The sequence below is a fragment of the Streptomyces odontotermitis genome, assembly GCF_050510915.1.
GTDB lineage: Bacteria > Actinomycetota > Actinomycetes > Streptomycetales > Streptomycetaceae > Streptomyces.
This window is the reverse complement of sequence record NZ_JBNJLS010000007.1, coordinates 133040-155669: the sequence shown is the minus strand read 5'-3', so window position 1 is coordinate 155669 and position 22630 is coordinate 133040. Positions and strand designations below refer to the sequence as shown.

18 protein-coding genes and 2 pseudogenes are annotated in these 22630 nt (G+C 74.3%); 9 read left to right on the top strand and 11 right to left on the bottom strand.

All coding sequences use genetic code 11. From position 1 onward, the window contains the following. Positions 1–102 precede the first annotated feature (102 nt). On the bottom strand, positions 103–1551 hold the full coding sequence (uriT, locus tag ACQB60_RS21605) for a uridine transporter UriT (protein ID WP_496927694.1): 1449 nt from the start codon (positions 1549–1551) through the stop codon (positions 103–105). Further along, positions 1548–2495: a uridine-preferring nucleoside hydrolase UriH gene (gene uriH, locus ACQB60_RS21600; RefSeq protein ID WP_496927693.1), complete on the bottom strand. Its 948-nt coding sequence runs from the start codon at positions 2493–2495 to the stop codon at positions 1548–1550. Before uriH ends, uriT begins: the two co-directional genes overlap by 4 nt. Positions 2496–2763: 268 nt before the next feature. Between uriH and ACQB60_RS21595 the strand changes: the two genes are divergently transcribed. Further along, positions 2764–3909: a LacI family DNA-binding transcriptional regulator gene (locus ACQB60_RS21595; RefSeq protein ID WP_496927692.1), complete on the top strand. Its 1146-nt coding sequence runs from the start codon at positions 2764–2766 to the stop codon at positions 3907–3909. Beyond that, entirely contained in the window at positions 3906–4805 is a 900-nt protein-coding gene (gene rbsK, locus ACQB60_RS21590) for a ribokinase (RefSeq protein WP_496927691.1), read from the top strand. Before ACQB60_RS21595 ends, rbsK begins: the two co-directional genes overlap by 4 nt. A gap of 38 nt (positions 4806–4843) precedes the next feature. Here rbsK and ACQB60_RS21585 read toward each other — a convergent pair whose 3' ends face one another. Continuing rightward, positions 4844–5749, bottom strand: coding sequence for an alpha/beta hydrolase (locus ACQB60_RS21585; protein ID WP_496927690.1), 906 nt, complete (start codon positions 5747–5749; stop codon positions 4844–4846). Between the two features lie 117 nt (positions 5750–5866). Between ACQB60_RS21585 and ACQB60_RS21580 the strand changes: the two are divergent. From ACQB60_RS21580 to ACQB60_RS21570, 3 genes and pseudogenes are all read left to right on the top strand, one after another. Then, positions 5867–6076: pseudogene (locus ACQB60_RS21580) on the top strand (PucR family transcriptional regulator); the annotation flags it as partial. A 336-nt stretch (positions 6077–6412) separates the two neighbouring features. Then, a pseudogene (locus ACQB60_RS21575) lies at positions 6413–7309 on the top strand (PucR family transcriptional regulator); the annotation flags it as partial. 317 nt (positions 7310–7626) lie between these two features. After that, positions 7627–9507, top strand: coding sequence for a cytochrome P450 (locus tag ACQB60_RS21570; RefSeq protein WP_496927689.1), 1881 nt, complete (start codon positions 7627–7629; stop codon positions 9505–9507). Positions 9508–9664: 157 nt separating this feature from the next. Here the strand turns inward: ACQB60_RS21570 and ACQB60_RS21565 are convergent, their stop codons facing one another. Together ACQB60_RS21565 and ACQB60_RS21560 are read right to left on the bottom strand one after the other, a co-directional pair. Continuing rightward, positions 9665–10327, bottom strand: a complete 663-nt coding sequence (locus ACQB60_RS21565; protein WP_496927688.1) for a hypothetical protein — start codon at positions 10325–10327, stop codon at positions 9665–9667. Positions 10328–10436: 109 nt separating this feature from the next. Next, positions 10437–10892 (bottom strand): MerR family transcriptional regulator, encoded by a 456-nt coding sequence (locus tag ACQB60_RS21560; protein ID WP_496927687.1) that lies wholly within the window; start codon positions 10890–10892, stop codon positions 10437–10439. A 28-nt stretch (positions 10893–10920) separates the two neighbouring features. Between ACQB60_RS21560 and ACQB60_RS21555 the strand changes: the two genes are divergently transcribed. Continuing rightward, positions 10921–11751: a methyltransferase domain-containing protein gene (locus tag ACQB60_RS21555; protein ID WP_496927686.1), complete on the top strand. Its 831-nt coding sequence runs from the start codon at positions 10921–10923 to the stop codon at positions 11749–11751. Here ACQB60_RS21555 and ACQB60_RS21550 read toward each other — a convergent pair. Beyond that, on the bottom strand, positions 11736–12743 hold the full coding sequence (locus tag ACQB60_RS21550) for a winged helix-turn-helix domain-containing protein (RefSeq protein ID WP_496927685.1): 1008 nt from the start codon (positions 12741–12743) through the stop codon (positions 11736–11738). The two genes, ACQB60_RS21555 and ACQB60_RS21550, sit on opposite strands and share 16 nt — an antisense overlap. Before the next feature lie 173 nt (positions 12744–12916). Between ACQB60_RS21550 and ACQB60_RS21545 the strand changes: the two genes are divergently transcribed. Further along, a complete protein-coding gene (locus ACQB60_RS21545) occupies positions 12917–14587 on the top strand; it encodes a helix-turn-helix domain-containing protein (protein WP_496927684.1) in 1671 nt (556 codons plus the stop codon). Positions 14588–15031: 444 nt separating this feature from the next. On the opposite strand, the gene ACQB60_RS21540 is transcribed toward ACQB60_RS21545, so the two are convergent. Further along, positions 15032–15901 carry a phytanoyl-CoA dioxygenase family protein gene (locus ACQB60_RS21540; RefSeq protein WP_496927683.1) on the bottom strand — a complete coding sequence of 290 codons (870 nt, stop codon included), beginning with the start codon at positions 15899–15901 and terminating at the stop codon, positions 15032–15034. 417 nt (positions 15902–16318) lie between these two features. Between ACQB60_RS21540 and ACQB60_RS21535 the strand changes: the two genes are divergently transcribed. Both ACQB60_RS21535 and ACQB60_RS21530 read left to right on the top strand, forming a co-directional pair. After that, positions 16319–16786: a cyclic nucleotide-binding domain-containing protein gene (locus ACQB60_RS21535; protein WP_496927682.1), complete on the top strand. Its 468-nt coding sequence runs from the start codon at positions 16319–16321 to the stop codon at positions 16784–16786. Positions 16787–16889: 103 nt separating this feature from the next. Further along, entirely contained in the window at positions 16890–17585 is a 696-nt protein-coding gene (locus tag ACQB60_RS21530) for a response regulator (protein WP_496927681.1), read from the top strand. A 55-nt stretch (positions 17586–17640) separates the two neighbouring features. On the opposite strand, the gene ACQB60_RS21525 is transcribed toward ACQB60_RS21530, so the two are convergent. The 4 genes from ACQB60_RS21525 to ACQB60_RS21510 form a co-directional block, all read right to left on the bottom strand. Further along, entirely contained in the window at positions 17641–18906 is a 1266-nt protein-coding gene (locus tag ACQB60_RS21525; RefSeq protein WP_496927953.1) for an MFS transporter, read from the bottom strand. A gap of 17 nt (positions 18907–18923) precedes the next feature. Further along, complete coding sequence (locus tag ACQB60_RS21520; protein WP_496927680.1) at positions 18924–19463, bottom strand: helix-turn-helix domain-containing protein; 540 nt, start codon at positions 19461–19463, stop codon at positions 18924–18926. A 273-nt stretch (positions 19464–19736) separates the two neighbouring features. Then, complete coding sequence (locus ACQB60_RS21515) at positions 19737–21470, bottom strand: GAF domain-containing sensor histidine kinase (protein WP_496927952.1); 1734 nt, start codon at positions 21468–21470, stop codon at positions 19737–19739. A gap of 173 nt (positions 21471–21643) precedes the next feature. Then, positions 21644–22450: a Clp protease N-terminal domain-containing protein gene (locus tag ACQB60_RS21510; RefSeq protein WP_496927679.1), complete on the bottom strand. Its 807-nt coding sequence runs from the start codon at positions 22448–22450 to the stop codon at positions 21644–21646. Positions 22451–22630 lie beyond the last annotated feature (180 nt).

The window sequence follows — 22630 nt, the reverse complement described above, 5'->3', positions numbered from 1 at the left end:
CGCGGTACGCACGCAACGCCCGTACGGAGAAGGACGGGCGCGCATACGGAAAAGGGGCCCGCGGCGACGCGGGCCCCTCTCTCGCCTTCCGGCGCCGGACGCTCAGTCCGCCGCTTCCGCCGCGACCGGCTTGGGGATCAGGAACGACGTGAGCAGGGCGATCAGGAGCAGTACCCCGCCCGCGATCATGCCCGCCGAGTAGCCCCCGACCGACGCCTTGTCCGCGGGCTGGGCCGCCGTCTGCACCGCGTACAGGAGCGCGAAGCTGAGGCCCGCGCCCAGGTTGAAGGCGCCCGCGTTCAGGCCGGGCAGGAAGCCCGGGTTGTCGCGCGGGGAGAGCACGATGCCGAGGCCGTTGAGGACGATGTTGCCGATGCCCGCGTACGCGACGCCGAGCAGCAGCGACGCGGCGAGCAGCAGCGCCCGGGAGTCGCCGTGCAGCATCACGATCATCAGGGCCACCGTCGCGACGGAGCCCACGAGCCCGAGGCGCAGGATGCGGCCGTAGCCGTAGGTGGCGGCGAGCCGTCCCGCGAGCGGGCCCATCGCGAGGCCCGCGAGGGCGTACGGGGTGAGGGTCCACCACGCGGACTGCTCGGCGCTCATGCCGAAGCCGATCCCGGCGTCCTGGGCGAACGCGGGGATCATGCCGTTCATGACCGCGAAGACACCGGTCATGGTGAGCACCGTGGTCAGGAGCAGCGCCCAGGTGGAGCGCTCGCGCAGGTGGTGGGTGGCGACCAGCGGGTGGCTGCTGCGGTCCTCGGTGCGCCAGAACAGGGCGAAGGCGAGCGCGGCGACCACCAGCAGGCCCGCGACGAGCGGCCAGTTGGCCTTGCCGAGCTTGCCCGCCTCGTTGAGGGCGATCAGGGCGGCGCCCACGGAGACGACCAGGAGGGCGACGCCCGGCCAGTCCATGCGGCGCTCGCTCTCGGCGGTGCCGTCGGCCACGGACTCGCGGGTGAGCGTCGCGACGAGGACGGTGGCGAGCGCGGCGACGACGGCCATGACCCAGAACACCGAGTGGAAGCCGTAGTTGTCGGCGAGCTTGCCGCCCGCGATGGAGTCGACGCCCGCGATGCCGCCGTTGACGGCGGTGATGACGCCGAGCAGCGTGCCGTACTTCTTCGGCTCGTGCACCTCGTTGCGCAGCATGATCAGGCAGAGCGGCACGGTCGGCCCGGAGACGCCCTGGATGACACGGCCCGCGAAGAGCACCGGCACGCTCTGCGCGAGCGCGGCGACGACGCAGCCGACGACCATCAGGGCGAGCATCCCGGTGAGCACCTTGCGGCGGCCGATGAGGTCGCCGAGGCGCGGCAGGAAGAGGGAGAAGAGGGCCGCCGAGGTGAAGAACGCGGTCTGGGTGAGGCCGACTTCGGCGGTGGTGGCGCCGAGGGAGTCCTCGACGTTCTTGAGGGCCGGGCTGAGCATGCTCGCGTTCAGCTGGAAGGCGAAGCAGGCCGCGAGGAGCGCGGTGACCAGGACCCAGACGCGGGTGGGGCGCCCGCCGGTCCGCTGGGCGGGGGCGTCGGCGAGGGAGGCGTTCACGGGCGCACGTCACCGATCCGGACGAGAGCGTCCACGACGAGGTCCCAGAAGCGCTGGTGGTCCAGCTTGACGGCGACCTGGGTGCGGCAGTCGTCGGGGGCGGGCGCGCGGAAGTCGGCGACGGTCATGCCGAGGGTGAGCGTGCCGGTGAGCTCGATGTCGACGGGGGCCTTGCGCACGGTCATGACGGACGGGTCGATGACGTAGGCGACGGCGCACGGGTCGTGCACGGGCGGGGCCTCGAAGCCCTGGTTCTCCAGGTACATCGCGCCGAAGAAGTCGAGCAGTTCGTTGACGAAGACCGCCGGTCCGGTGCCGACCTTCGCGATGCGCTCGGTGACCTCGGGGGTGGCCAGGGCCTGGTGGGTGAGGTCGAGGCCGACCATGGTGACCGGCCAGCGCTCGTTGAAGACGATGTGCGCGGCCTCGGGGTCGATCTTGATGTTGAACTCGGCGACCGGGCTCCAGTTGCCCTCGTGGTAGCCGCCGCCCATGAGGACGACCTCGCGGACCCGCTCGGCGATGCGCGGCTCCTTGCGGACGGCGAGGGCGATGTTGGTGAGCCCGGCGGTGGGGACGATCGTGATCTCGCCGGGCTCGTGGGACATGACCGTGTCGATGATGAGGTCGACGGCGTGCCGGGGGTCGAGGCCGAGGGTCGGCTCGGGCATCACGGGGCCGTCGATGCCGCTCTCGCCGTGGATCTCGGGGGCCGTCTCGACCGTGCGCACGAGGGGCCGGGGGCAGCCCGCCGCGAAGGGGACGCCGGTGATGTTCGCGATGCGCGCCACGGAGAGGGCGTTGCGGGTGACCTTCTCCAGCGTCTGGTTGCCGACCACGGTGGTCACGGCGACCAGCTCGACGTCCGGGTTTCCGTGGGCCAGGAGCATGGCGATCGCGTCGTCATGGCCCGGGTCGCAGTCGAGAATGATCTTTCGGGGCATCGCGGAACCTCTTTGTTCGGCAGGGCGGCTGTGCGGTCGTGCGGTCATGCAGCTGTGCGGCAGCGCCACCCTCGGGAAAACGTTCTCCCGAGACTCTGTGCGCAGGTGCGAATTATGTCAATGGTCCACCGCACACCCGGACAGTGCGACCCGGATCCTGTCCGTTCAGTACGGATAGGTGGAGAAAGAAGCGGGAGAAATCGACCCTGGCCGAGCGGGCGGGCCGCTGATAACGTTTGCCGAAACTTACCGAAGGGGTGTCCACCGCGTGGCGGACGTAACGCTCAGAGATGTGGCCCTGGCCTCCGGCTGCTCGGTCGCCACGGTCTCCCGGGTGCTCGCCGGGACCCGCCCCGTCGGCGCCGAGACCGCCGAGCGGGTGCGCGCGGCCGCCGAGCGGCTCGGCTACCGCCCCAACCACGCGGCCCGCGCCCTGCGCTCCAAGGCCACCGGCACGGTCGGCCTGGTCCTGCCGCAGATCACCAACCCCTTCTACCCCGCTCTCGTACGGGAGTTGACGCACGCCCTGCACGCCGACGGGCGCGCGGTCCTGCTCGCCGACTGCGACGACGACCCGGCCGCCGAGGCCGAGCACCTCGCCGATCTGCTCGGCCGCCAGGTCGACGCGCTCCTGGTCATCCCGGCCGACGCGCGCCGCAGCCGCGAGGCGGTGGCCCTGGCCGCGGCCCGGGTGCCGCTGGTCCTGATGGACCGCGGCTGCGGTCCGGGCATCGCCGACTCCGTCGCCGTCGACAACGCGGCCGGCATGGCGCTCGTCCTCGACCACCTCGCCACGGCCGGGCGCCGCCGGGTCTGCTTCCTCGGCGCCGCCGGAACCGCGTCGGCGGCCGCCGAGCGCCGGGCCGCGTACGAGGCGGGCGCGGGCGCGCTCGACCCGGAGGCGCCGGGCCGCATCGTGCTCGGGGACTTCTCCGTGGAGTGGGGCCGGGCCGCCGTCGACGCGGTGTGGCACCACCGGCCCGACGCCGTCGTCTGCGCCAACGACCTCATCGCGGCGGGCGCGCTGCAGCGGCTGCACGAGCTCGGCGCCCGGGTCCCCCACGACGTCGCCGTCACGGGCTTCGACGACATCCCGCTCGCGGGCCTCGCGGCCCCCGGCCTCACCACGGTCCGCCAGCCCGTGGCCGAACTCGCCGCCGAGGCAGCCCGGTTGCTCGACCGGCGGCTGGCCGGGGAGGGCGGCACACCGGCTCAGCGGGCGATACGGCTGGCTCCCGAACTTGTCGTACGGGGTTCCAGTGCGCCCCGGCACGCGGCGGCGCCGGACGCTCCGGCGCCCCTCGCCCCCTCTCGGAACCCGCAGGACTCACAGAACTCACAGGACTCACAGAACCCGCAGGGCTCACAGAACTCGCAGGGCTCGCAGGACTCAAAGGAAGAAGCAGCAGAGTGATTACGGTCGTAGGAAGCCTCAATCTGGACCTGGTCGCACCCGTCCCCCACCACCCCGTGCCCGGTGAGACGGTGCTCGGCGGCGACATCGCGCAGCACTCCGGCGGCAAGGGCGCCAACCAGGCCGTGGCGGCGGCCCGGCTCGGCGGCGCCGTCACCCTGGTGGGGCGCGTGGGCGACGACGACGCGGCGGACGTCCTCATGGAGTCGGCCCGCGGCCACGGCGTGGACACCACACACCTGCTGCGCACGCGCGACGTGCCCACCGGGCGCGCGCTGATCGCGGTCAACCCGGCCGGCGAGAACTCCATCATCGTCAGCCCCGGCGCCAACTCCCGCCTGACGGCGGCCGATTGCGAGGCGGCCGCGGAGGCGCTGCGCTCGGCCCGGGTCACCGTGCTCCAGCAGGAGGTGCCGGACGCCGCCAACCACGCGGCGGCCCGGCTCGCGGGCGGCATGGTCCTCTACAACCCGGCCCCCGCCGTCACCGGCGCCGAGCCTCCGGCCCACGTCGACCTGCTCATCCCCAACCGCACCGAACTCGCCGCCCTCACCGGCTCGGCGGAGCCCGAGACCATCGACGAGGTCACCGCGGCGGCCCGCAAGCTCTCCGGCGCGGACGCCGTCCTGGTGACGCTCGGCGGCGACGGCGTCCTCCTCCTGGAGGGCTCGGCGAGCCTGCACATCCCGGCCTTCCCGGTCCGCCCCACGGACACGACGGGCGCGGGCGACGCCTTCTGCGGCGCTCTCGCGGTGGCCCTGGCCGAGGGCAACTCCCTGGAGCAGGCGGCGCGTTGGGCGTCCGCGGCGGCGGCGATCAGCACGACGCGGACCGGCGCGCAGGGCTCGTCCCCGCACCGGGACGAGGTGGAGGCACTGCTCGCCGAGCACGCCTGAGTGCCCCGGGCCCCTGGGCGCTCTGGGCCGCCCGGGTGTCAGGCGGCCAGGGCCCGCCGCAGGGTGGCGCCGAGTTCGGCGATCTGCCGCTGTGAGACGTCGGCGGACACGATCGCCTGGGAGCCGTGGAAGGTGCCGGGCCACTGGTGTAGTTCGACGGAGACGCCGGACTGCAGCAGGCGCAGCCCGTACACGAGGGCCTCGTCGCGGTTCGGGTCGAACTCCGCGGTGGCGATGTGGGCGGGCGGCAGCCCCGACAGGTCCGTGGCCCGCGCCGGGGCGGCGTACGGGGTCGCGGTCTGCCAGCCCAGGTAGTGCTTCCACGCGACGGCCTGCTTGTGCCGCGTCACCCAGGGCGTGTCCGTGAAGGTCCGCTGCGACCAGGTGTCCTGCCGGTCGTCGAGGGCGGGCTGGTTGAGCAGCTGGAAGCAGATCGCGGGTCCCTGCTCGTCCCGCGCCCGCAGCGCCGTCGCGGCGGCGAGGTTCGCGCCCGCGCTGTGCCCCCCGACCGCGATCCGCTCGGGCGCGACACCAAGAGCGGCGGCGTTCCCCGCCACCCAGGTCAGCACGGTGTACGCGTCGTCCAGCGCGGCGGGGAAGCGGTGTTCGGGGGCGAGCCGGTAGCCCACCGAGATCACGACCGCGCCGGAGCTCGTCGCGACCCAGGCGGCCCCGGGGTGCTCGGTGTCCAGGCCGCCCGTGACCCAGCCGCCGCCGTGCAGCCAGATGATGGCGCCCTGCGCCTGCCGCGGGCGGTAGATCCGCACCGGCACGCCGGGATCGCCGCCCTCGCCCGGCACCGTGCGGTCCTCGACGTCCATGCCCGAGGTGTCCGGTGCGGGCACGGCGGCGGCCAGCTCGGCGAGCTTCTTCCGCTCGGCGGCCGGGTCCGTCAGATCGGAGTGGGGGAACAGCGGGACGAATGCTTCGAGTTCGGGGTCCATGACGGCCATCGTGGCGCGCGCCCGCCCCCGCGCTCATCCGCCGTGCGTCGGACATCCGCCCCTCGCCGTCCGCCAACTGGCGCTCACAGCGGGCCACTTGCGGCCTATCCTCCTGCCATGGAGGCACTGGCCCTGCGACTGTCGCACCTGGACCCGCACTCCGAGGGCGTGGTCCGCGTGGTCATGTTCTACGACACGCTGATGCGGCGACGAGTGGACCTCCCGGTGCTCGCGCGGGCCTCGGCGGCCCTGGCCGAGTGCGTGGCCGGGGTCCGGCTGCACGGCTCGGGCCGGGTGATCCGCATGGGGCCCGACGGCCGACCGGCTCCTGGTCCCGAGGGGGTGTTGGGGGCGGCGGGGGCGGTGGCGCCGGTGGCGCCGGTGGCGCCGGTGGCGCCGGTGGCGCCGATCGTGTCGGCCACGTCGGCCGCGTCAGCCGCGTCGGCGGCATCGCCCGCATCGCCCGCGCCAGCGGCGTCAGCCACATCAACCGCATCTGCCACGTGGGCCGCGTCGGGTCCGGCGCCGGGTGCGGCTTCGGGTGCGCCGGCCACCGCCACGGCCCCGAGTTCGGCTCCCGCTCCGGCCCCAGCTCCTGCTCCCGCTCCGGCTCCGGCTCCGGCTCCGGCTCCGGCTTCGGATGCGTCGGCCACTGCCACGCCCCCGAGTTCGGCCCCGGCCCCGGCCCCGACTCCAGCGGCATCCTGCTCGGCGCCCGTCACCCTCGACGGCGAGGAGATCGGCACCGTGTGGCTGGAGCGACCCGGTCCGCCCAATCCGCTCGACGAGGCCCTGCTGGACCGGTTCGCCATCGCCGTCGCGGCGGTCGCCGAGCGCTACGGGCCGGCCCGCACCACCATGGCCGATCCCGCCCTCGTCGAGCTGGTGGTCAGCGCCGACAGCGACGAGGCGGCCAGGGCCCGGGCGCTGCGGCTGCTCGGATTCGCCGCCGACGGGCCGCTGTTCGTCGTCGCCGTGCGCACGGACCTGCCGCTCGACCGCATCGGCGCCCTGATCTGCCCGGACCACCTGGTCAAGGCGGCGCCACTGGCCGACGTGGGCGCCCTCGTGGCGGCCTCCGTCGACGCGTCCGGGTTCCCGGCGGAGGTGTGCGCGGGCATCGGCGCCGCCGCACGCCCCGACCACGCCGACCGCTCCTGGCGCGAGGCGCGCACCGCCCTGCGCTTCGCCACCCCGCGCCGACCGGTCGTCCACCACGACAGCCTGGGCGCCCTCGCCCTGCTCGCCGAGGTGCCCCCGGACGTCGCGCGCGCCAACGCCGACGTGGCCGCTGTCGCCCGCATCGCCGGTCATCCGGACCGCCCGGACCACGCAGACCACTCGGACCACGCGGATCACCAAGACCGCCTCACGACCCTGGACGCGTACTGCGCCGCGGGCTCGCTCCGCCGCACCGCCGAACTGCTGCATCTGCACCACAGCAGCGTCGCCCGCCGCCTCGAACAGCTGGGAAAGGAGCTGGACTTCGAGCTCACCGAGCCGGACGGCCTGCTCCGGGCGCGGCTCGCGCTCACCGCGTGGCGACTGCTCGACGACTGAGGGATCGCGGGGCGACCGCGGGCAGCCCCGGGCAAGAGCGGGGCAATCCCGGGCAGGAGCGGGGCAACCCTGGGCAGGAGCGGGGCAACCCTGGGCAGGAGCAGGCTGATCCCGGGCGGGCGCGGGGGCCCTTGGCGCGCTATACACGCCCGGTGCACCTCCGTACCGTACGAGAGGCAGGACCCTTACGGCCCCCTACGCCCCCTGCGAGAGACCGGACCGCACGAGGGACCGGACCGTCGCGAGAGGCAGGGCCAGCCCGCAGTCACGGGCCGGGCCCCGGGCCCCGACCGACCTCGTCGATGAGGAGCGTGCCGATGCCGCCCGCCCCGCCGCCTTCGGGCTCCCCGCCGCCCCCGGGCTCCCCGCTGCCCGCACTGCTGCAGACCCTGATGTTCCTGGCCGCGCCGGGCGCCGCCACCCGGTCAGCGCGGCGCCGGTACGGCCCGGCCTTCACCGTGCGGCTGCTGGGCTTCCCGCCCGAAGTGATGGTCGCGAGCGCCGAGTTGGCGGAGCGGGTGTACTCCGTGGACGCGGGGACCGGGCGGGCCGGCGAGGTGCGGCGGCGGGTCCTGGAGCCGCTCGTCGGCAAGGGTTCGCTGCTCAGCCTGGACGGCGATCCGTGGTGGCGGCACCGGCGGCTGCTGAGCCCGCCGCTGCACGGCAGGGCCATCGCGCGGTACGGCGACGAGATCGCCCGGATCGCGGCCGCCGAGATCGAACGCTGGCCGCGCGGAAGGCCGTTCGTGCTGCGCGACGCGATGCAGCACATCACCCTGGAGGTCATCCTCCGCCTCGTCTTCGGCATCCGCGACACCGACCGCCTTGCCCGGCTGCGGACCCTGATCCCCGAACTGGTGCGGGTCGGCGGCTCGGCGGCGCTGCTCATGACGCCGCCGCGGATCAGCGCGTGGCTGCGCGAGTCCCCGTTGCCGCTCCGCCTCGGCTTCCTGCCGACGACGCGCTTCATGCGCCTGCGCGACTCCGTGGACGCGCTCCTCTACGAGGAGATCGGGCGCCGCCGCGCACAGCCCGTGCCCGGCGCCACCGACGTCCTGTCGCGGCTGATCGAGACGCGCGACGAGAGCAGCCGCCCGCTCAGCGACCAGGAGCTGCGCGACGAACTGATCACCCTCCTGGAAGCCGGGCACGAGACCACAGCCACCGGTCTCGCCTGGGCCTTCGAGCGGCTCCTGCGCAGCCCGGACGTCCTGGCCAGGCTCCGTGCCGAGCTCGAACGCGGGGCGGAGGAGCGCTACTTGGAGGCCGTGGTGAAGGAGGTCCTCCGCGCCCGCCCCGTCGTGTACGACGCGCCGCGCCTCCTCGACGCCCCGCTGAAGCTAGGCCGCTACGAGGTCCCCGCGGGCTGGTACGCGGGACCGCTCATCCCCCTCGTCCACCGCGACCCGACGGCCTACCCCGACCCCGACGCGTTCCGCCCGGAGCGGTTCCTCGGCGCGGAGGCGGCGCGGGCCGGGCGGGCGTGGATGCCGTTCGGAGGCGGGCGCCGCTACTGCGTGGGCGCCCAACTGGCGCTGCTGGAGATGAAAGTGATCATCCGTGAGGTGCTGACCCGCACGGACCTGACCGTCCCCGACCCGGCCCCGGAGAGACCCCGCACCCACCACGTCACGCTGGTCCCCGCCCACGGCACGGTCGTCCTGGCCCGCCCCGGCGGCTCCCCCGCGCCCGCCGCGGCCGAGCCCCGGCGCACGGTGACGGTGCGCGCGGACATCGACGGCATCACCCCGCAGGCGGCCTGGGCGGCGGTCGCCGATGTGACGCGCATGGGCGAGTGGAGCCCCGAGTGCACGGGCGGGACGTGGCTCGACGGCGCCACCCGAGCCGTGGTCGGCGCCCGTTTCACCGGCACCAACCGCACCGAGCACGGCCGCTGGACCACCCGCTGCACCATCACCCGCGCCCACCCCGGCCACACCCTCACCTGGGAGGTCAACTCCCCGCTCCCTGTGTCCCGTTGGACCTTCACCTTCACCCCGACCGAGCACGGCACACGCGTCGAGCAGACCTGGCACGACCTGCGCGTGGGCCCTTTCGGGACGCTGCTCGGCCGGGCGTACGAGCGGCTCGGGCACACGGGGCCGCGGGCGGATCACAACGAGCGGACGATGCGGACGACGCTGGCGGCGTTGAAGAGGGAGCTGGAGGCGGCGCCGGGCGCCGCAGTCGGCCCCTGACCCCACCGAGCGCCCACGGGCCGGGCCCGCGGGCGCTCGGTGGAGGTGCCGGGTCAGGACGTGTAGAGGTACACCTTGGCTCCGCGGCCCTTGCCGAGGTTCCAGTCGAAGGACTTGGTGTGGCCTCGCGTTTCGGGCGCAGCCGAAACACCCGTTCTCAGTGCCCGCCCCGCGGCTCCTCGCACCCCGTGCCCTCGATGTGGACTCCGTGCGCCTCGACGGTGACCCCGGTGCCGACCGCGCCGTCCACGGAGCCCCGCAGGCAGACCGGGGACAGGTCGACGACGTAGCTGACCCGGCCCGCGCCGAAGCCGCCGGTGGTGATCGCGGACGCCCGGTAGCCGAGCTTCTTCAGCGCGGCCCGCACCTGCTCCGGGGTCGCCTCCCGGGTCTGGGCGAGGGGCGCGAGGGCGCCGCGGATCCGCGCGGACTCGGCTAGCCCCGTGCAGCGGCTCTCGCCCTTGAGCGGCACGGTCGACCGGTAGGCGTGGTTGTCGGCGTAGTTGGGCGGCATGTCGCCGGGGGTGTCGGGATTGTCCGCGGTGTCGTCGGTGTCGTCGGTGTCGTCGGTCGGGCGCGTGGGGCTCGGCGTGGGCGACCCCGGCCCGCCGGGGCAGGGGGCGTCGGTCGCGTCGGTTCCGGCCCGCTCCGACGCACGGGCCCCGGGAGCCGCCGACGCCCCGGCGCTCCGGTCGCCGCCCGCCGCGTCCCGGTGCTCGTCGCCGCAGCCCGTGGCGGCCAGGACGAGGGGCAGCGCCACGAGCGCGGCCAGGGCGGTGTGTCTTCGTATGCGGGGGTGCGGGTGCGTGCGCGCAGTCATGCGGTGAGTATCGCCGACGTGCGGCGGGCCTGACCTGAGTAGGCGTACTCAGTGCTGCGGCACTCAGGGCAGCGGGCCCGTCACTCGGGACAGCGGTGCCCCCGTCAGCTCAGGGCAGCGGAGCCCCGTCCGGGACGCGGTCCGCGAGGAAGCGCCGGAAGTGCGGGCAGGTGTCGAGGTCTTCGTGGTCGCAGTCCAGGGCGCAGTCGATCAGGTCGAGCGACGCCCGGGCCGCCGCGATGCGCCGCCGCAGGGCCGCCTGTTCCCGGCGGAGGACGGTGCGCCGGGCCTCCGGGTCCGTGGTGGTGAGCAGTTCGCGCAGCGCGGGCAGTCCGAGCCCGGCCTCCTTGCCGCGCAGGATGACGGCGACCCGCGTCAGGTGCGCCGCCCCGTACCGCCGCCGCCCCGCCGCGTCCCGCCCCGGCGCGAGCAGGCCCATCGCCTCCCAGTGCCGCAGTACGTGGGTGGCGAGCCCGAAGCGCTCCGCCAGCGCGCCGATGGGTATCGCCAAGTCGGCTGCCGGGTTCGCTCGTTGACCGTCGCGCGGCGTCTCCCTTGACTTCATGTCGGCATTAAGTCGCAGGCTCATCGGCATGGTCAACACACCGCACACCAGGACTGGCACCAGCACCAGCACCGGCCGCGACACCGGCACCGGCACCCCTGCCCGCCCCGACGCCTCCGCCGTGGACGCGCTCGTCTCCGTCCTCGACGCCCTCGACGCGACGCCCGAAGCGACCCTGCTGCGTCACCACTCGTACGAACTCCTGGGCGCGGCCCCGGGCTCGGCGGTCCTCGATGTGGGCTGCGGGGCGGGGCGTGCCGTCGGGGAGCTCGCCGCGCGGGGGGTGCGGGCGCAGGGCGTCGATCTCGATGGGCGCATGGTCGCGATCGCGCGGCGGCGGCATCCCCGGCTCACCTTCAGCGCCGGCGATGCACTGCACCTCCCCTTCGAGGACGGCTCGTTCGGCGGGTATCGCGCCGACAAGGTCCTGCACGACTGCGCCGACCCCGCCGCCGTCGTGCGCGAGGCCCGCCGCGTCCTCGCGCCCGGCGGCCGGGCCGTGCTCATCGGCCAGGACTGGGACGGCCTCCTCGTCGACGCGGACGACGCCGACCTCACCCGTGCCCTCGTGCACGCCCGCGCCGACCTGGTCCACGGACCGCGCACCGCCCGCCGCTACCGGGCGCTCCTGCTCGACGCGGGGTTCCGGGACGTCGCCGTGGAGGCCCATATGGGCGTGTTCACCGATGCGGCCGCGCTCCCCCTGCTCAGCGGGGTCGCCGAGTCGGTGCGGGCGGCGGGACTCGTCGACCCGGACGACTGCCGGGAGTGGATCGGTGAGCAGGAGCAACGGGCCCGTGCGGACCGGCTGTTCCTGGCCGTTCCCCTGGTCGTCGCCCACGGTCAGCGCGGCGCGTGACGGCCCGGCTCCTCCCCCGCGAGCAGCCGCGCCCCCAGCGGAGTCACCGCGTGCCGCACGGAGTTGCGCACCCGGACGCTGGAGATCAGTCCGCCCTCGCGCAGCACCGCCGCGTGCTCGCTGGCCGAGGAGACCGACAGGCCCGCCCGCCGGGCCAGCTCCGTGGTCGTCGCGCCGTGTTCGGCGAGGGCTTCGAGGGCCGCTGCCCTGCTGTGCCCGAGCAGTCGCGCGAGCTGCTCCTCGCGCCGTGAACCAACGTCCCTGGAAGGGGAGTTGACGCGCGTCGCACCGAGCTCCGGAGCCGGGTAGACCAGCACCGGCGGCAGCGCAGGATCCGCGAGCATCACCGGGGTGCGGCGGCAGAAGTACGAGGGGGTGAGCAGCAGGCCGCGGCCGCCGAGGTGGACGTCCTTGTCGAACGGGTAGTCCGCCTCCAGGACCGGCGGGCGCCAGCGCATGGCGGGCCCGAAGCCGCTCAGCATGGCGTCCGCGCCGGACCACAGCTGGGTGTGCGCCCGCAGCGTGCGCTCCGCCTCGACGCGGGCGGCGACGCGCCACCAGGACGGGCGCAGGGCGGCCTCGTGATAGGCGCGCAGGGCGGTCGCGAGGCGGCGCAGCGCGGGCACCTCGCCGTCGGCAAGGCCCCTTGTCCAGCCCGGCAGTCCGACCCCGGCGGCGAGCGCGGGCAGCTCCGCGCGCAGCCGCCGTCGGGGCGTCGACAGGACGGCCTCGAGGCCGTGCGCGAGCCCCGCCGCGCCCGCGGACGGCGTCAGGAAGTCCGGGAAGTAGCCGCGCGGCGGGACCAGCGGCAGCAGGACGCGCAGCGGCCCCGGGCCGTACCGGGAGGCGTGGTGCCGCCAGGCCGCCAGGGCCGGTTCCGGCCGGCGCTCCTGCAGCCGGTGCAGGCTCAGGACCGTCTCCCAGAGCGGATCGGGGCCCTCACTGACCTTCGTACGGGCCAGGTCGTCGGCCTCGAAATGCACGCGCAGCACCACGTTCTCCCCCGGTTCTCGCCGGCCGCTCCCCCGAACGCCGGCGTCAACGACCTTGGCGCGGCCCACCGGCGGTGGCAACACGTCCGGCGTCCCGCTGGGACGGTGGGACGGCCGGGCAGGCGTGAGCTGCTACGTTCAGGCGCAGTGGGACGACACTCGGGGGATCGAACATGTCGGACGACGACGAACTGGCCGTTCTGTTACAGGCGTTGAAAGAGCGCTGCGGACGCAGCTACACCGCACTCGCCCGCCGGACCGGGCTCAGCCGCTCCTCGGTGCACCGCTACTGTCTGGGCCTCACCGTGCCCGGCAGCTTCGGCACCGTCGAGGCGGTGGCGCGGGCCTGCGGAGCGGACCAGCGGGAGCTCGACCGGCTGTACCGGGCCTGGGCGAGAGCCGACGCGCGGCGGGAAGCCGACGCCCGGCAGGACGACCCGGGAACACCGGAGGGCCAACCGGGCACCTCCGTAACGGAGTCGGCGCCTCCTGTCGCGCCTCCCCGGCCCCGCCGCGGCCGCCCCGCCCGGCGGCTCCTCGGGGCCGGTGTCGGCTTCCTTCTCGTGGTCGCCGCCCTCGCGGGCTCCGTCGCGTACCAGGCGGCGCGGCACGACTCCAAGGGCGACGGGGCCGTCTCCGGACGCGCCACGGACTACTGGGCCGACGATCCCATCCCGGTCCCCGCCGCCTACGTCGGGATGACCATGAACAGCCACACCGGTGCCATGCCCGGGTTCGGTGTGGGCTCCGTGCGGCTGTGGGAGAGCGACACGCGGTGGGCCACCGTGGAGGCCGAGCGCGGGCGCCCGAAGTGGACGTACATGGAGGACCTGGTGAGGGGCGCCCGCAAGGCCCGCCTCCCCGTCCTGTTCACCTTCGGAGGGACGCCGCGCTGGGCGGCTCCCGGCGGGCGCCGGTCGGCGTACGGCGACTCGCTGGCCTCGCCGCCGCACCGGATGGCCGACTGGGACCGCTTCGTGAGGGAGGTCGCCACCCGCTTCAAGGGGCGCATCGACGCCTACGAGTTGTGGGACAACGTCGCCTCGCCCTCGCACTACGCGGGCAGCCCGCGCACGCTCGCCACGATGGTGCGGCACGCCGCCGGCATCATCGAGAGCATCGACCCGGGCGCCACCGTGGTGTGTCCGTCGATCGGCAGGCTGTGGGAGGCGGCGGGACAGGACTTCCTGCGGGCCTTCATGCGGGCCGAGGGCTACCGGGACTGCGACGTCGCCGCCTTCAAGCTCCACCCGCGCCGCGCGGACGGCCCGCCCGAGGAGATCATCGAACTCGCCGCCCGGGCACGCAGGATCCTCTACGAGAAGGACCTCGGCATCCCGATCTGGAACACCGGCCCCGGCAAGGACGTCGCCACCGTCGGCCCCCTCGGCCCGCGCCGGGGCGCGGACTACGCGGTCCGGTTCTATCTCGCGGGGCTCTACAGCCGCTTCTACGACGTCGAGCGGATGTACTTCTACAGCTGGGGCAGCACGGCCGTGCCCGTCGTGGTGCAGACCCCCGTCGGCCCGCCCACCGAGGCCGCGCGGCGCATCGGGCTGCTGCGTGGCTGGCTGGCCGGGGCGTCGGTCACGGACTGCGGCCGCGGCGCGAAGGTGCGGCTGCCCGGGGACGCCTACGAGTGCCGCTTCGAGCGCGGCCAGGAGCGGTTCGCGATCCGGTGGACGGCGTCGGGCGGAGAGCACGCGGTGGCCGTGCCGCTCGGGGCGGGGGCCCGGCGGGTGCGCACCCTCGACGGCGCGGAGCGGGCGGCCCGGCCGGGAGAGCGGCTGCGCTTCGGCGAGGAGCCGGTCCTGGTCACGTACCGGAAGATCGGCAACCGGTAGGTGGCGGCGGCCCGTTGGGGTGGTCCCGGCTGTGCGCCGGGGCCGTGGCGGGGACGGGAACCCCTTGAGAGACTGCCGTCTCCCCGATCATCGCCACAGCCCCGACGTCGCGGACAGGTGGACCGGACCTGTCCTTCGGAGGAGCCGCCATAGCGGCCGCGCCGGTCTCCCCTGAGGTCTCGCAGAAACCTCGTGCCCCGGCGCCACCACGAGGAAGGTCCGCCTCTCGCTGGGCACCCGTCACAGGAACGGAAACGAGAGGCGGTCACGCGACGAACCGCCTCCGCGGGAGAGGAGACGCTCCGTCCGCGGGCCTCGCGGACTGCTCCCTACAGTGCTCCGGCGCGCGGCTCGGCAGCAGGGGACGAAGGGCCCCGGAGGAGGGCCGTTCGGCCCTCCTCCGCGGCCCCTTACGGGCCCGGCGCCCCGTGCCGGGCCCTGCGGTCACCGCGCCGCGAAACCGTGCATGTCCCGCAGATCGGGCAGCGGCGCCGGTACGCGGTTGCAGAAGAACTCGGGCCTGCTGCCCGGCCCGTGGGCGGGGGCGTTGCGGATCGTGTTGTACGTGATGAGGGCGAGGTTGCGGGTGGCGGCCGAGGTGTTGGGGGCGGAGCCATGGACGATGTTGCCGTGGAAGAGGACCACGCTGCCCGCGGGGCCGGTGGCCGTGAACGTGCCGCGTGCGTCGGTGACTTGGGCGCGGGCCCCCTCGGGCAGCGCGTAGGTGAGGCGGGAGGAGACCATGCCCGCCCAGCCCCGCCCGTCCGCCGACTCGCGCCCCACCCCCTGCCCCGCGGTCGCGAGCCGCCGCTCCTGCTCGCTGGTCACGGTGTGGCTGCCCGGCACCAGGCGCAACGGCCCGTTCTCGTACGTCACGTCGTCGAGGAACAGCGCTGCCGTCAGGACGTCGGGGCGGGCCATGCCGTCCCGCTCGCGCCAGAAGTCGAAGTCGCGGTGCCACTGCCAGCGGTCGCCGGTCCTGGCCGCCTTGGGGTTGAGCTTCCACTGGAAGACGTACATGTCCTCGTCGAGCAGCAGCCGCGCCACGGCGGTGAGCACGGAGTTCTCCGCCGCCTCCCGCCACGGCCCGCCCTTGCGGTGCAGCCCGTACACGGCGCGCACGGTGCGGCCGTCGTCCTCGTAGAAGCGCTGCGGGCCGTCCTCGGCGAGCACGCGCGGCAACTCGCCGCGCAGACGGCGCAGCAGACCGACCGGGAGCAGCGACGGCAGGAAGACGAAGCCGTCCCTCTCGTAGCCCTGCGCGAGCCCCGCCACGGCCCCGCCACCCGCTCGGCCGGCATCGGTGTCGGTCACGGCACATCACCCCTCACACCGGTCCCGGGGCCGTCGTGTGGCGGCCCATGTACCGCGGGTGCCCGGCGAGTTGAGACCTGCCCCAGCAGGTGTTCGGCGACTCCACGGCGTACGGCATCGGGCCGAAAACGACCGCGGTGATGTGCCGCTCGCGCTCCGCTCACGGGCCGCGCGGGGCGCGGCCCGCGGCGGGCGCTGGCCGGTATCCGCCCCGTCCGGCCCTGGTGCGCCGGGCCGACCGGCCCGCCGCGAGGGCCGTTCGACCGTGAACAGGGCCGCTCGGCCCCTGCCACCTCGGGGGCTCGCGGCAGAAGGTGGAGTAAGCCCACACCGGCGGGCGGCGCGCGGCTGTCAGGAATGCCGGAGGGGGACATTCCTGACAGCCGTCGCGCATTCGGGGGACAAGGAGGTAACGGGATGATCAGCACCGTCACCCTGACGCAGGGCCTGCCCGCTCGCCACCGCGCGCGGCTGCTGCGCTTCGCCCGGGACGCCGCGTTCACGCCCGGCACCCGGCTGTTCGAGGAAGGGTGCCGTGCCGACCGTTTCTGGGTGCTCAAGTCGGGAACGGTGGCCCTGGACATGCGGATGCCCGGCCGTCAGGCCCCGGTCGTGGAAACGGTCGGCGCGGACGAACTGGTCGGCTGGTCCTGGCTGTTCAGCCCCTATGTGTGGCGGCTCGGCGCGGAAGCCCTCACGCCGGTGCGCGCCCATGAGTTCGACGCGATGGCGGTCCGCCTGATGTGCCAGGACGACCGGGATCTGGGCATGGAGGTGTGGCGCTGGGTCGGCAAGGTCCTCTGCCACCGTCTGGCCGCGACCCGTTCGCTGCTGCTCGACATGTACGAGCCGTACGGTGGCGCCGACACCCTGCGCGCCGGCTGACGCGGTCGACGGCCTCCGCACCGACGGGGGCCGTTCGGCCCCTGGTGTCCGCCGGCCCCGACCCCGCACGATCTCCGGCAGGACGAGTGGCGTGGAGGCCCGCATGTCAGGCCAACGCGGCGCCTCGACACAGGCGCCCATCAGAGTGTTCCTCCTGGACGACCACGAGGTGGTGCGCCGGGGGGTGCGGGACCTGTTCGACGCCGAGCCGGACATCGAGATCGTCGGCGAGGCGTCCACGGGGAATCAGGCGCTGATCCGCGGTCCCGCGCTGCGGCCCGACGTCGCGGTGCTCGACGTGCGGCTCACGGACACGGACGGCGTCACGCTCTGTCGCGAACTGCGCTCGCTCATGCCGGAGTTGGCGTGTGTGATGCTCACGTCCTTCGATGACGACGACGCCCTGCTCGACGCGATCATGGCGGGCGCGGCCGGGTATGTGCTGAAGCAGATCAAGGGCGCCGACCTGGTCACGGCGGTGCGCACGGTGGCGGGGGGCCGGTCCCTGCTCGACCCGTCGTCGGCGTCGCGGCTGATGGGCAGTCTGCGCACGACCGGAAATGGGAGCGCTCCCGACCCGGACGACCCGCTCGCCGGGCTCACCCGGCGGGAGCGCGAGATCCTGGGGCTGATCGGCCGCGGGCTGACCAACCGGCAGATCGGCAGGGGGCTCGATCTGCCCGAGGAGACGGTCAAGACCGATGTAGGGCGGCTGCTCAGCAAGCTCGGCGTGACCCGGCGCATCCAGGCGGCGGCCCTGGCCACGCACTTCAAACCCCCGCCGGGAAAGCCTTCTTGAGACCGGCGCCCGGCGGCGTCACGGTGTCCTCGGTGCCCCAGCTGCCTCAGGTGCCCTAAAGGGCAGCTTCCTGAACGGGTTCCGGGGACTCCGGGCCTCCTGGAGCATCGGCCGGGGCGGCGGCCCGCAGCGCCGCCTCGACCCGGCGGTTGCTGGTCATGGTCGCGGTGACGGCGGTCATGGCCAGGAGGAGGCCCGCCGCGGTGTACAGCGGGGCGCGGACGTCGTAGGTGGTGGCCAGCCAGCCGCCGAGGAAGGCGCCGAACGGGGCGGCGCACATGGCGAGCATGCGGGAGGTGGAGGCGACCCGGCCCATCAGGTGGCCGGGGACGATCGCCTGCCGGAGGGAGGGGCCGAGCACCATCGTGGCGCCCATCCCCGCTCCGCAGACGGCGAGCGCGAGGCCGGCGACGTACGGGTTCGGGGCGGCGGCAAGTCCCAGGACGGCGAGCCCCTCGACCGTGGCCGTGGCGGTCAGCGCGGCGCCGGTGCCGAGCCGCCGGCCGAGGAAGGAGGCGATGGCCGCGCCGAGCAGACCGCCGGTGGCCTCCGCCGTGAGGAGCAGGCCGAAGCCGTAGGTGTCGATGCCCAGGCGGTCGTGCGCGAAGAGGGCGAGCACGGTCTCCACGGCGAGGAAGGCGATGTTCCCGACCGCCGGGCGCAGCGCGAGGCCGAGCAGCAGCCGGTCCCGGAAGACGTACGAGGCACCGGCCCGCGCCTGCCGCAGCAGCGACTCGCGGTCCTCCGGCACGGGCCGGGGCATGGCGGGCAGCGTCCGTACGAGCAGCGCGGAGAGCGCGAACGACACCGCGTCGGCGAGCAGCGGAACGGCCCGCCCGAGCGCGAGCAGGGCGCTGCCCGCGGGCGGCCCCGCGAAGCCGGACATGGCGGTCTGGGCGCCGCGCAGACGGGAATTGGCGCGCTCCAGGAGTGCCGGGTCGCGGCCGAGCAGGTCCGGCAGATAGGCCGTGGCGGCGGTGTCGAAGAAGAGTCCGCCGAGGCCGAGGAGGAAGGCGACGGCCGCGAGCAGCGGAATACTCAGCACGTCGAGTGCGGCCGCGGCCACGGGTATCGCGAGCAGCGCCGCACGCGCCGTGTCCGCGACCCACATCGTGCGCCGGCGGTCCCAGCGGTCCACCAGCGCACCGCCGAGCACCCCGAAGAGCAGCCACGGCAGCGTCCCTGCGGCCGTGACCACGGCGAGCGCCATCGGGTCCCGCGTCAGCGTCAGCGCGAGCAGCGGCAGCGCGGCGTGCGTCACCCCGTCACCGAGTGAGGAGACCGTCTGCGCGGTCCACAGCCGTCCGAACCCGGTCGGCAACGTGCGTATGCCTGCGGTCACTTGGCGTCCCCCTCGGCCTGCGCCTGTGCTGTCGGGTGGAACAGTGCGAAGACGAGTGACGCGTCCGGCAGCGACGGGTCGGACAGCTCCCGGTACTCGTCCGCCAGCGCCTGCAGCCGCTCCCCCAGCTCCGCGAACTGCTCCTCGGTGAGCCGCAGATGCGCCATCCGTACGTGCCGCTCGCCGTCGGCCGGCGACGCCTCCAGGTCCGCCACCGCATGCCGCATCAGCAGGTCCGGCCCGCCCTCGCCCGGGTCCGGCAGCACGATCGACCGCGCGGCCATCGCGTAGTACCGCTCGGTGACCCCGCGTACCTTCCGCGTCCGCACCACCTTCACCAGGCCGGCCCGCTCCAGGAGGCGCACGTGATAGCTGGAACTCCCCTTCGCGAGGCCCACGCGCGCGGCGATCTGCGTGATCGTCGCGGGCTCGAACCGGAGGACGCCCATGATCCGGTGCCGCGTCAGATTGGAGACGGCGCGCAGCTGTTCGTCCGTGGTGACGTGAAACGTCTCGGGGAGATCGTCGGTTGGCATGCGAGCAATGGTCAACGATTCTTGACCATTGAGCAAGAGGTTGAACAAACAATTGAGCAAGGGAAATTGAGCCAGGGCCCACACTCCCGCGGCTCCTGGACTCCTGCCCCCTCGGGCTCTCGGGCTCTCGGGCTCTCGGCCTCTCGGGCTCTCGGCCTCTCGGGCTCTCGACCTCTCGGGCTCTCGACCTCTCGGGCTCTCGACCTCTCGGGCCCTGGGGCCCTGGGGCCCTGGGGCCCTGGGGCCCTCAGCGCTCCCCGTTCATCCGGGCTCTCAACGCTCCCCGTTCACCCGGTTCCGCAGCGGCACCGTCCACTCCAGGCAGGTGCCGCCGCCGTCGGCCGCCGAGAGGGCGAGGGCGCCGTCGAGGCCCGCGGCGCGCTCGGCGAGGTTGCGCAGGCCGCTGCGCGGGCCCTCCTCGGCCACGCCGATGCCGTCGTCGGTGACCGTGACGGTGAGCCGTCCGTCCTTGACGGCGAGGGAGACCTCGGCGGCGTGGGCGCGGGCGTGCCGTGCGGTGTTGGACAGGGCCTCGCCGAGCACCGCCACCACCTCGTCGGCCACGGTGCGCGGCACATCCGTGTCGATGAGCCCCTCCATGCGCAGACCCGGGGTGAAGCCCAGCACCTGCACGTACTCCTCGACGGTCTTGGCGGCGCGCATGCGCAGGCCCGAGCCGCTGTGGCTGCCCTCGTGGTCGCGGAGCCCGAAGACGGTCGACCGGATGATCTTGATGGTGGTGTCCAGGTCGTCCACGGCGCGGCGCAGCCGCTCGGCGGCCTCGGGGTGCTGCACGAACCGCTGGGCGCTCTGCAGGGTCATGCCGGTCGCGAACAGCCGCTGGATGGCCAGGTCGTGGAGGTCGCGGGCGATCCGGTCGCGGTCGGCGAGAACACTCATCTGCTCGGCGTCGCGGCGCCGGTCGGTGAGTTCGAGCGCCAGGGCGGCCTGTCCGGCGAAGCCCACGAGCGGCTCGGTCTCCCAGTCGCTGAACGGCGGCCGGCCCGCCCTGCGGGCGAGCAGCAGCACCCCCCGTACGCCGTCGCGCGTGCCCATCGGCACGGCCACGGCGGGCCCGAACCCCTTGAACCGCTCGGGCGCGTGGGTGACACGCGGGTCCCGCGAGACGTCCTCGGTGGTGACGATCGTCCCGGCGCTGACGGCGGCGCCCGCCATCGTGCCCTCGGTGGGCAGCACCCCGCCCCGGTGCGCCTCGGCCCCCTCCCCCAGGGCGAGCACGGCGTGCAGCTCGCCGGTGCCCTCCATCATCAGGTCGACGACGCCGAGTTCGGCCGAGGAGATCTGCCGGGCCTGTTCGACCATGGCTTCCAGGACCTCGGCCTCGGGGGTCCCGGACAGCAGGTCGCCGGTGAACTTGGCGCTGGCCTCGAGCCAGCGCTGGCGCAGCCGGGCCTCCTCGTAGAGGCGGGCGTTCTCGATGGCGACGCCCGCGGCGACGGCGAGGGTGGAGAGCACGGACTGGTCCTCGGCGTCGAACTCGCCGCCGCCGCGCTTCTCCGTCAGATACAGGTTCCCGAACACGGAGTCCCGCACCCGGATGGGCACCCCGAGGAAGGTGTGCATCGGCGGATGGCCGGGCGGGAAGCCGTAGCTCGCCGGGTGCTCGGAGAGCTCGCGCAGGCGCAGCGGTTCGGGGTGCCGGATCAGCTCCCCCAACAGGCCGTGCCCGGAGGGGAGATCACCGATGCGCTTGCGGACGTCGTCGCTGATTCCGACGGGCAGGAACTCGGAGAGCCGGTCGCCGCCGCCGATCACGCCGAGCGCTCCGTACTCGGCGTCGACCAGCACGACGGCCGACTCGACGATGCCGCGCAGGACTTGGGGGAGGTCGAGGCCGCGGCCCACGGAGAGGACGGCGCCGAGGAGGCGGTGCAGCCGGTCGCGGGTCTTGCGGACCGTCGCGATGCGCACCTGGAGCTCGTCGAGGAGGTCGTCGAGGGGCAGCCGGGCCAGCGGCTCGGCTCCTTGCGTCACGTCCCCGCCCATGCCCGCCTCCGACCTGGCCCCCACCGGGAGGGAAGCCCCTCCCTCAGGGTAGCCAGGCCCCGCTCTTCATGAGCCGCCCTCGCCTCAACTACGTGCTCTCGCAGCCGAGTTGGCGACGCGTCCGGGACTCGCGCCACGGAACACCCGGAGCACCCGGACGCCCCGCCCGCCCCTCACTCCCCGGGTGCCCCTTCCGCCCCTTCCGTGGCGGCACCGGCACCCGTACCGGCTTCGGCACCCGCAGCCTTGAGCCGTTCGACGACCGCCGCGAGGGTGTCGACGACGTACCTCTCGGCGGCCGCCGCGTCGACGCCCGCCCGGGCGAGGACCCCGGCGCCGTCCTCGTGCTCCAGGAGGGCGAGCAGCAGGTGTTCGGTGCCGACGTAGTTGTGGCCGAGGCGCAGGGCGGCGCGGTAGGTGAGCTCCAGGCACTTGCGGGCCGCGGCGTCGTAGGGCACGAGTTCGGGCACGTCCGCGGCCGCCTCCGGCAGCGCCGCCTGCGCCAACTGCCGTACGGAGTCCAGGAGTACGCCCTGCGCGACGATCGCCTTGGCGCCGATGCCGTCCAGGTCGGCGAGGAGCCCGAGCACCAGATGCTCGGGGCGCACCTCGGTGTTGCGGGCGGCCTGCGCCTCGTTGGCGGCGGCGATCACCGCGTTCTTGGCGCGCTGCGTGAAGCGGCCGAAGCCCTGGCTGGGGTCGAGGTCCGCGAGCCCGCCCGCGGCCCCCTTCGGCACGAACCGCTTCTGGGCGGCCTGGCGGGTGACCCCCATGCTCTTGCCGATGTCCGTCCACGAGGCGCCGGAGCGGCGGGCCTGGTCGACGAAGTGGCCGATGAGGTGGTCGGCCACGTCGCCCAGGTGGTCGGCGGCGATGACGGCGTCGGTGAGCTGGTCGAGGGCGTCGGTGTGGGCGTGCTTGATGGCGTCGATGAGGTCGTCCAAACGGACGGAACGGGTCAAGCCAACTGGATTCGTCATGAGGCAACCTTAGGTTGACAGCCCTGAATCGTCAACCACGAGTTGACACCTACGGAAATTCGGTTGCGGCCCCTCCCGGGGGCCCTGGCACCATGACCCGGCGGCCGGACCTCATGCCCGGCGACCGGAACTGACGACACGGGAACTGGAGCGAAACGGAATGCGCCGACACCTCGGAAC

Excerpts from the sequence above, each read along its gene's own strand:
- ACQB60_RS21585 (WP_496927690.1), bottom strand. The coding sequence starts at position 5,749 with ATGGACCCCGAACTCGAAGCATTCGTCCCGCTGTTCCCCCACTCCGAT.
- ACQB60_RS21510 (WP_496927679.1), bottom strand. The coding sequence starts at position 22,450 with ATGACGAATCCAGTTGGCTTGACCCGTTCCGTCCGTTTGGACGACCTC.
- ACQB60_RS21520 (WP_496927680.1), bottom strand. The coding sequence starts at position 19,463 with ATGCCAACCGACGATCTCCCCGAGACGTTTCACGTCACCACGGACGAA.
- ACQB60_RS21530 (WP_496927681.1), top strand. The coding sequence starts at position 16,890 with ATGTCAGGCCAACGCGGCGCCTCGACACAGGCGCCCATCAGAGTGTTC.
- ACQB60_RS21570 (WP_496927689.1), top strand. The coding sequence starts at position 7,627 with ATGCCGCCCGCCCCGCCGCCTTCGGGCTCCCCGCCGCCCCCGGGCTCC.
- ACQB60_RS21545 (WP_496927684.1), top strand. The coding sequence starts at position 12,917 with ATGTCGGACGACGACGAACTGGCCGTTCTGTTACAGGCGTTGAAAGAG.
- ACQB60_RS21535 (WP_496927682.1), top strand. The coding sequence starts at position 16,319 with ATGATCAGCACCGTCACCCTGACGCAGGGCCTGCCCGCTCGCCACCGC.
- ACQB60_RS21560 (WP_496927687.1), bottom strand. The coding sequence starts at position 10,892 with ATGAAGTCAAGGGAGACGCCGCGCGACGGTCAACGAGCGAACCCGGCA.
- ACQB60_RS21515 (WP_496927952.1), bottom strand. The coding sequence starts at position 21,470 with ATGGGCGGGGACGTGACGCAAGGAGCCGAGCCGCTGGCCCGGCTGCCC.
- uriH (WP_496927693.1), bottom strand. The coding sequence starts at position 2,495 with ATGCCCCGAAAGATCATTCTCGACTGCGACCCGGGCCATGACGACGCG.
- ACQB60_RS21555 (WP_496927686.1), top strand. The coding sequence starts at position 10,921 with ATGGTCAACACACCGCACACCAGGACTGGCACCAGCACCAGCACCGGC.
- ACQB60_RS21565 (WP_496927688.1), bottom strand. The coding sequence starts at position 10,327 with ATGACTGCGCGCACGCACCCGCACCCCCGCATACGAAGACACACCGCC.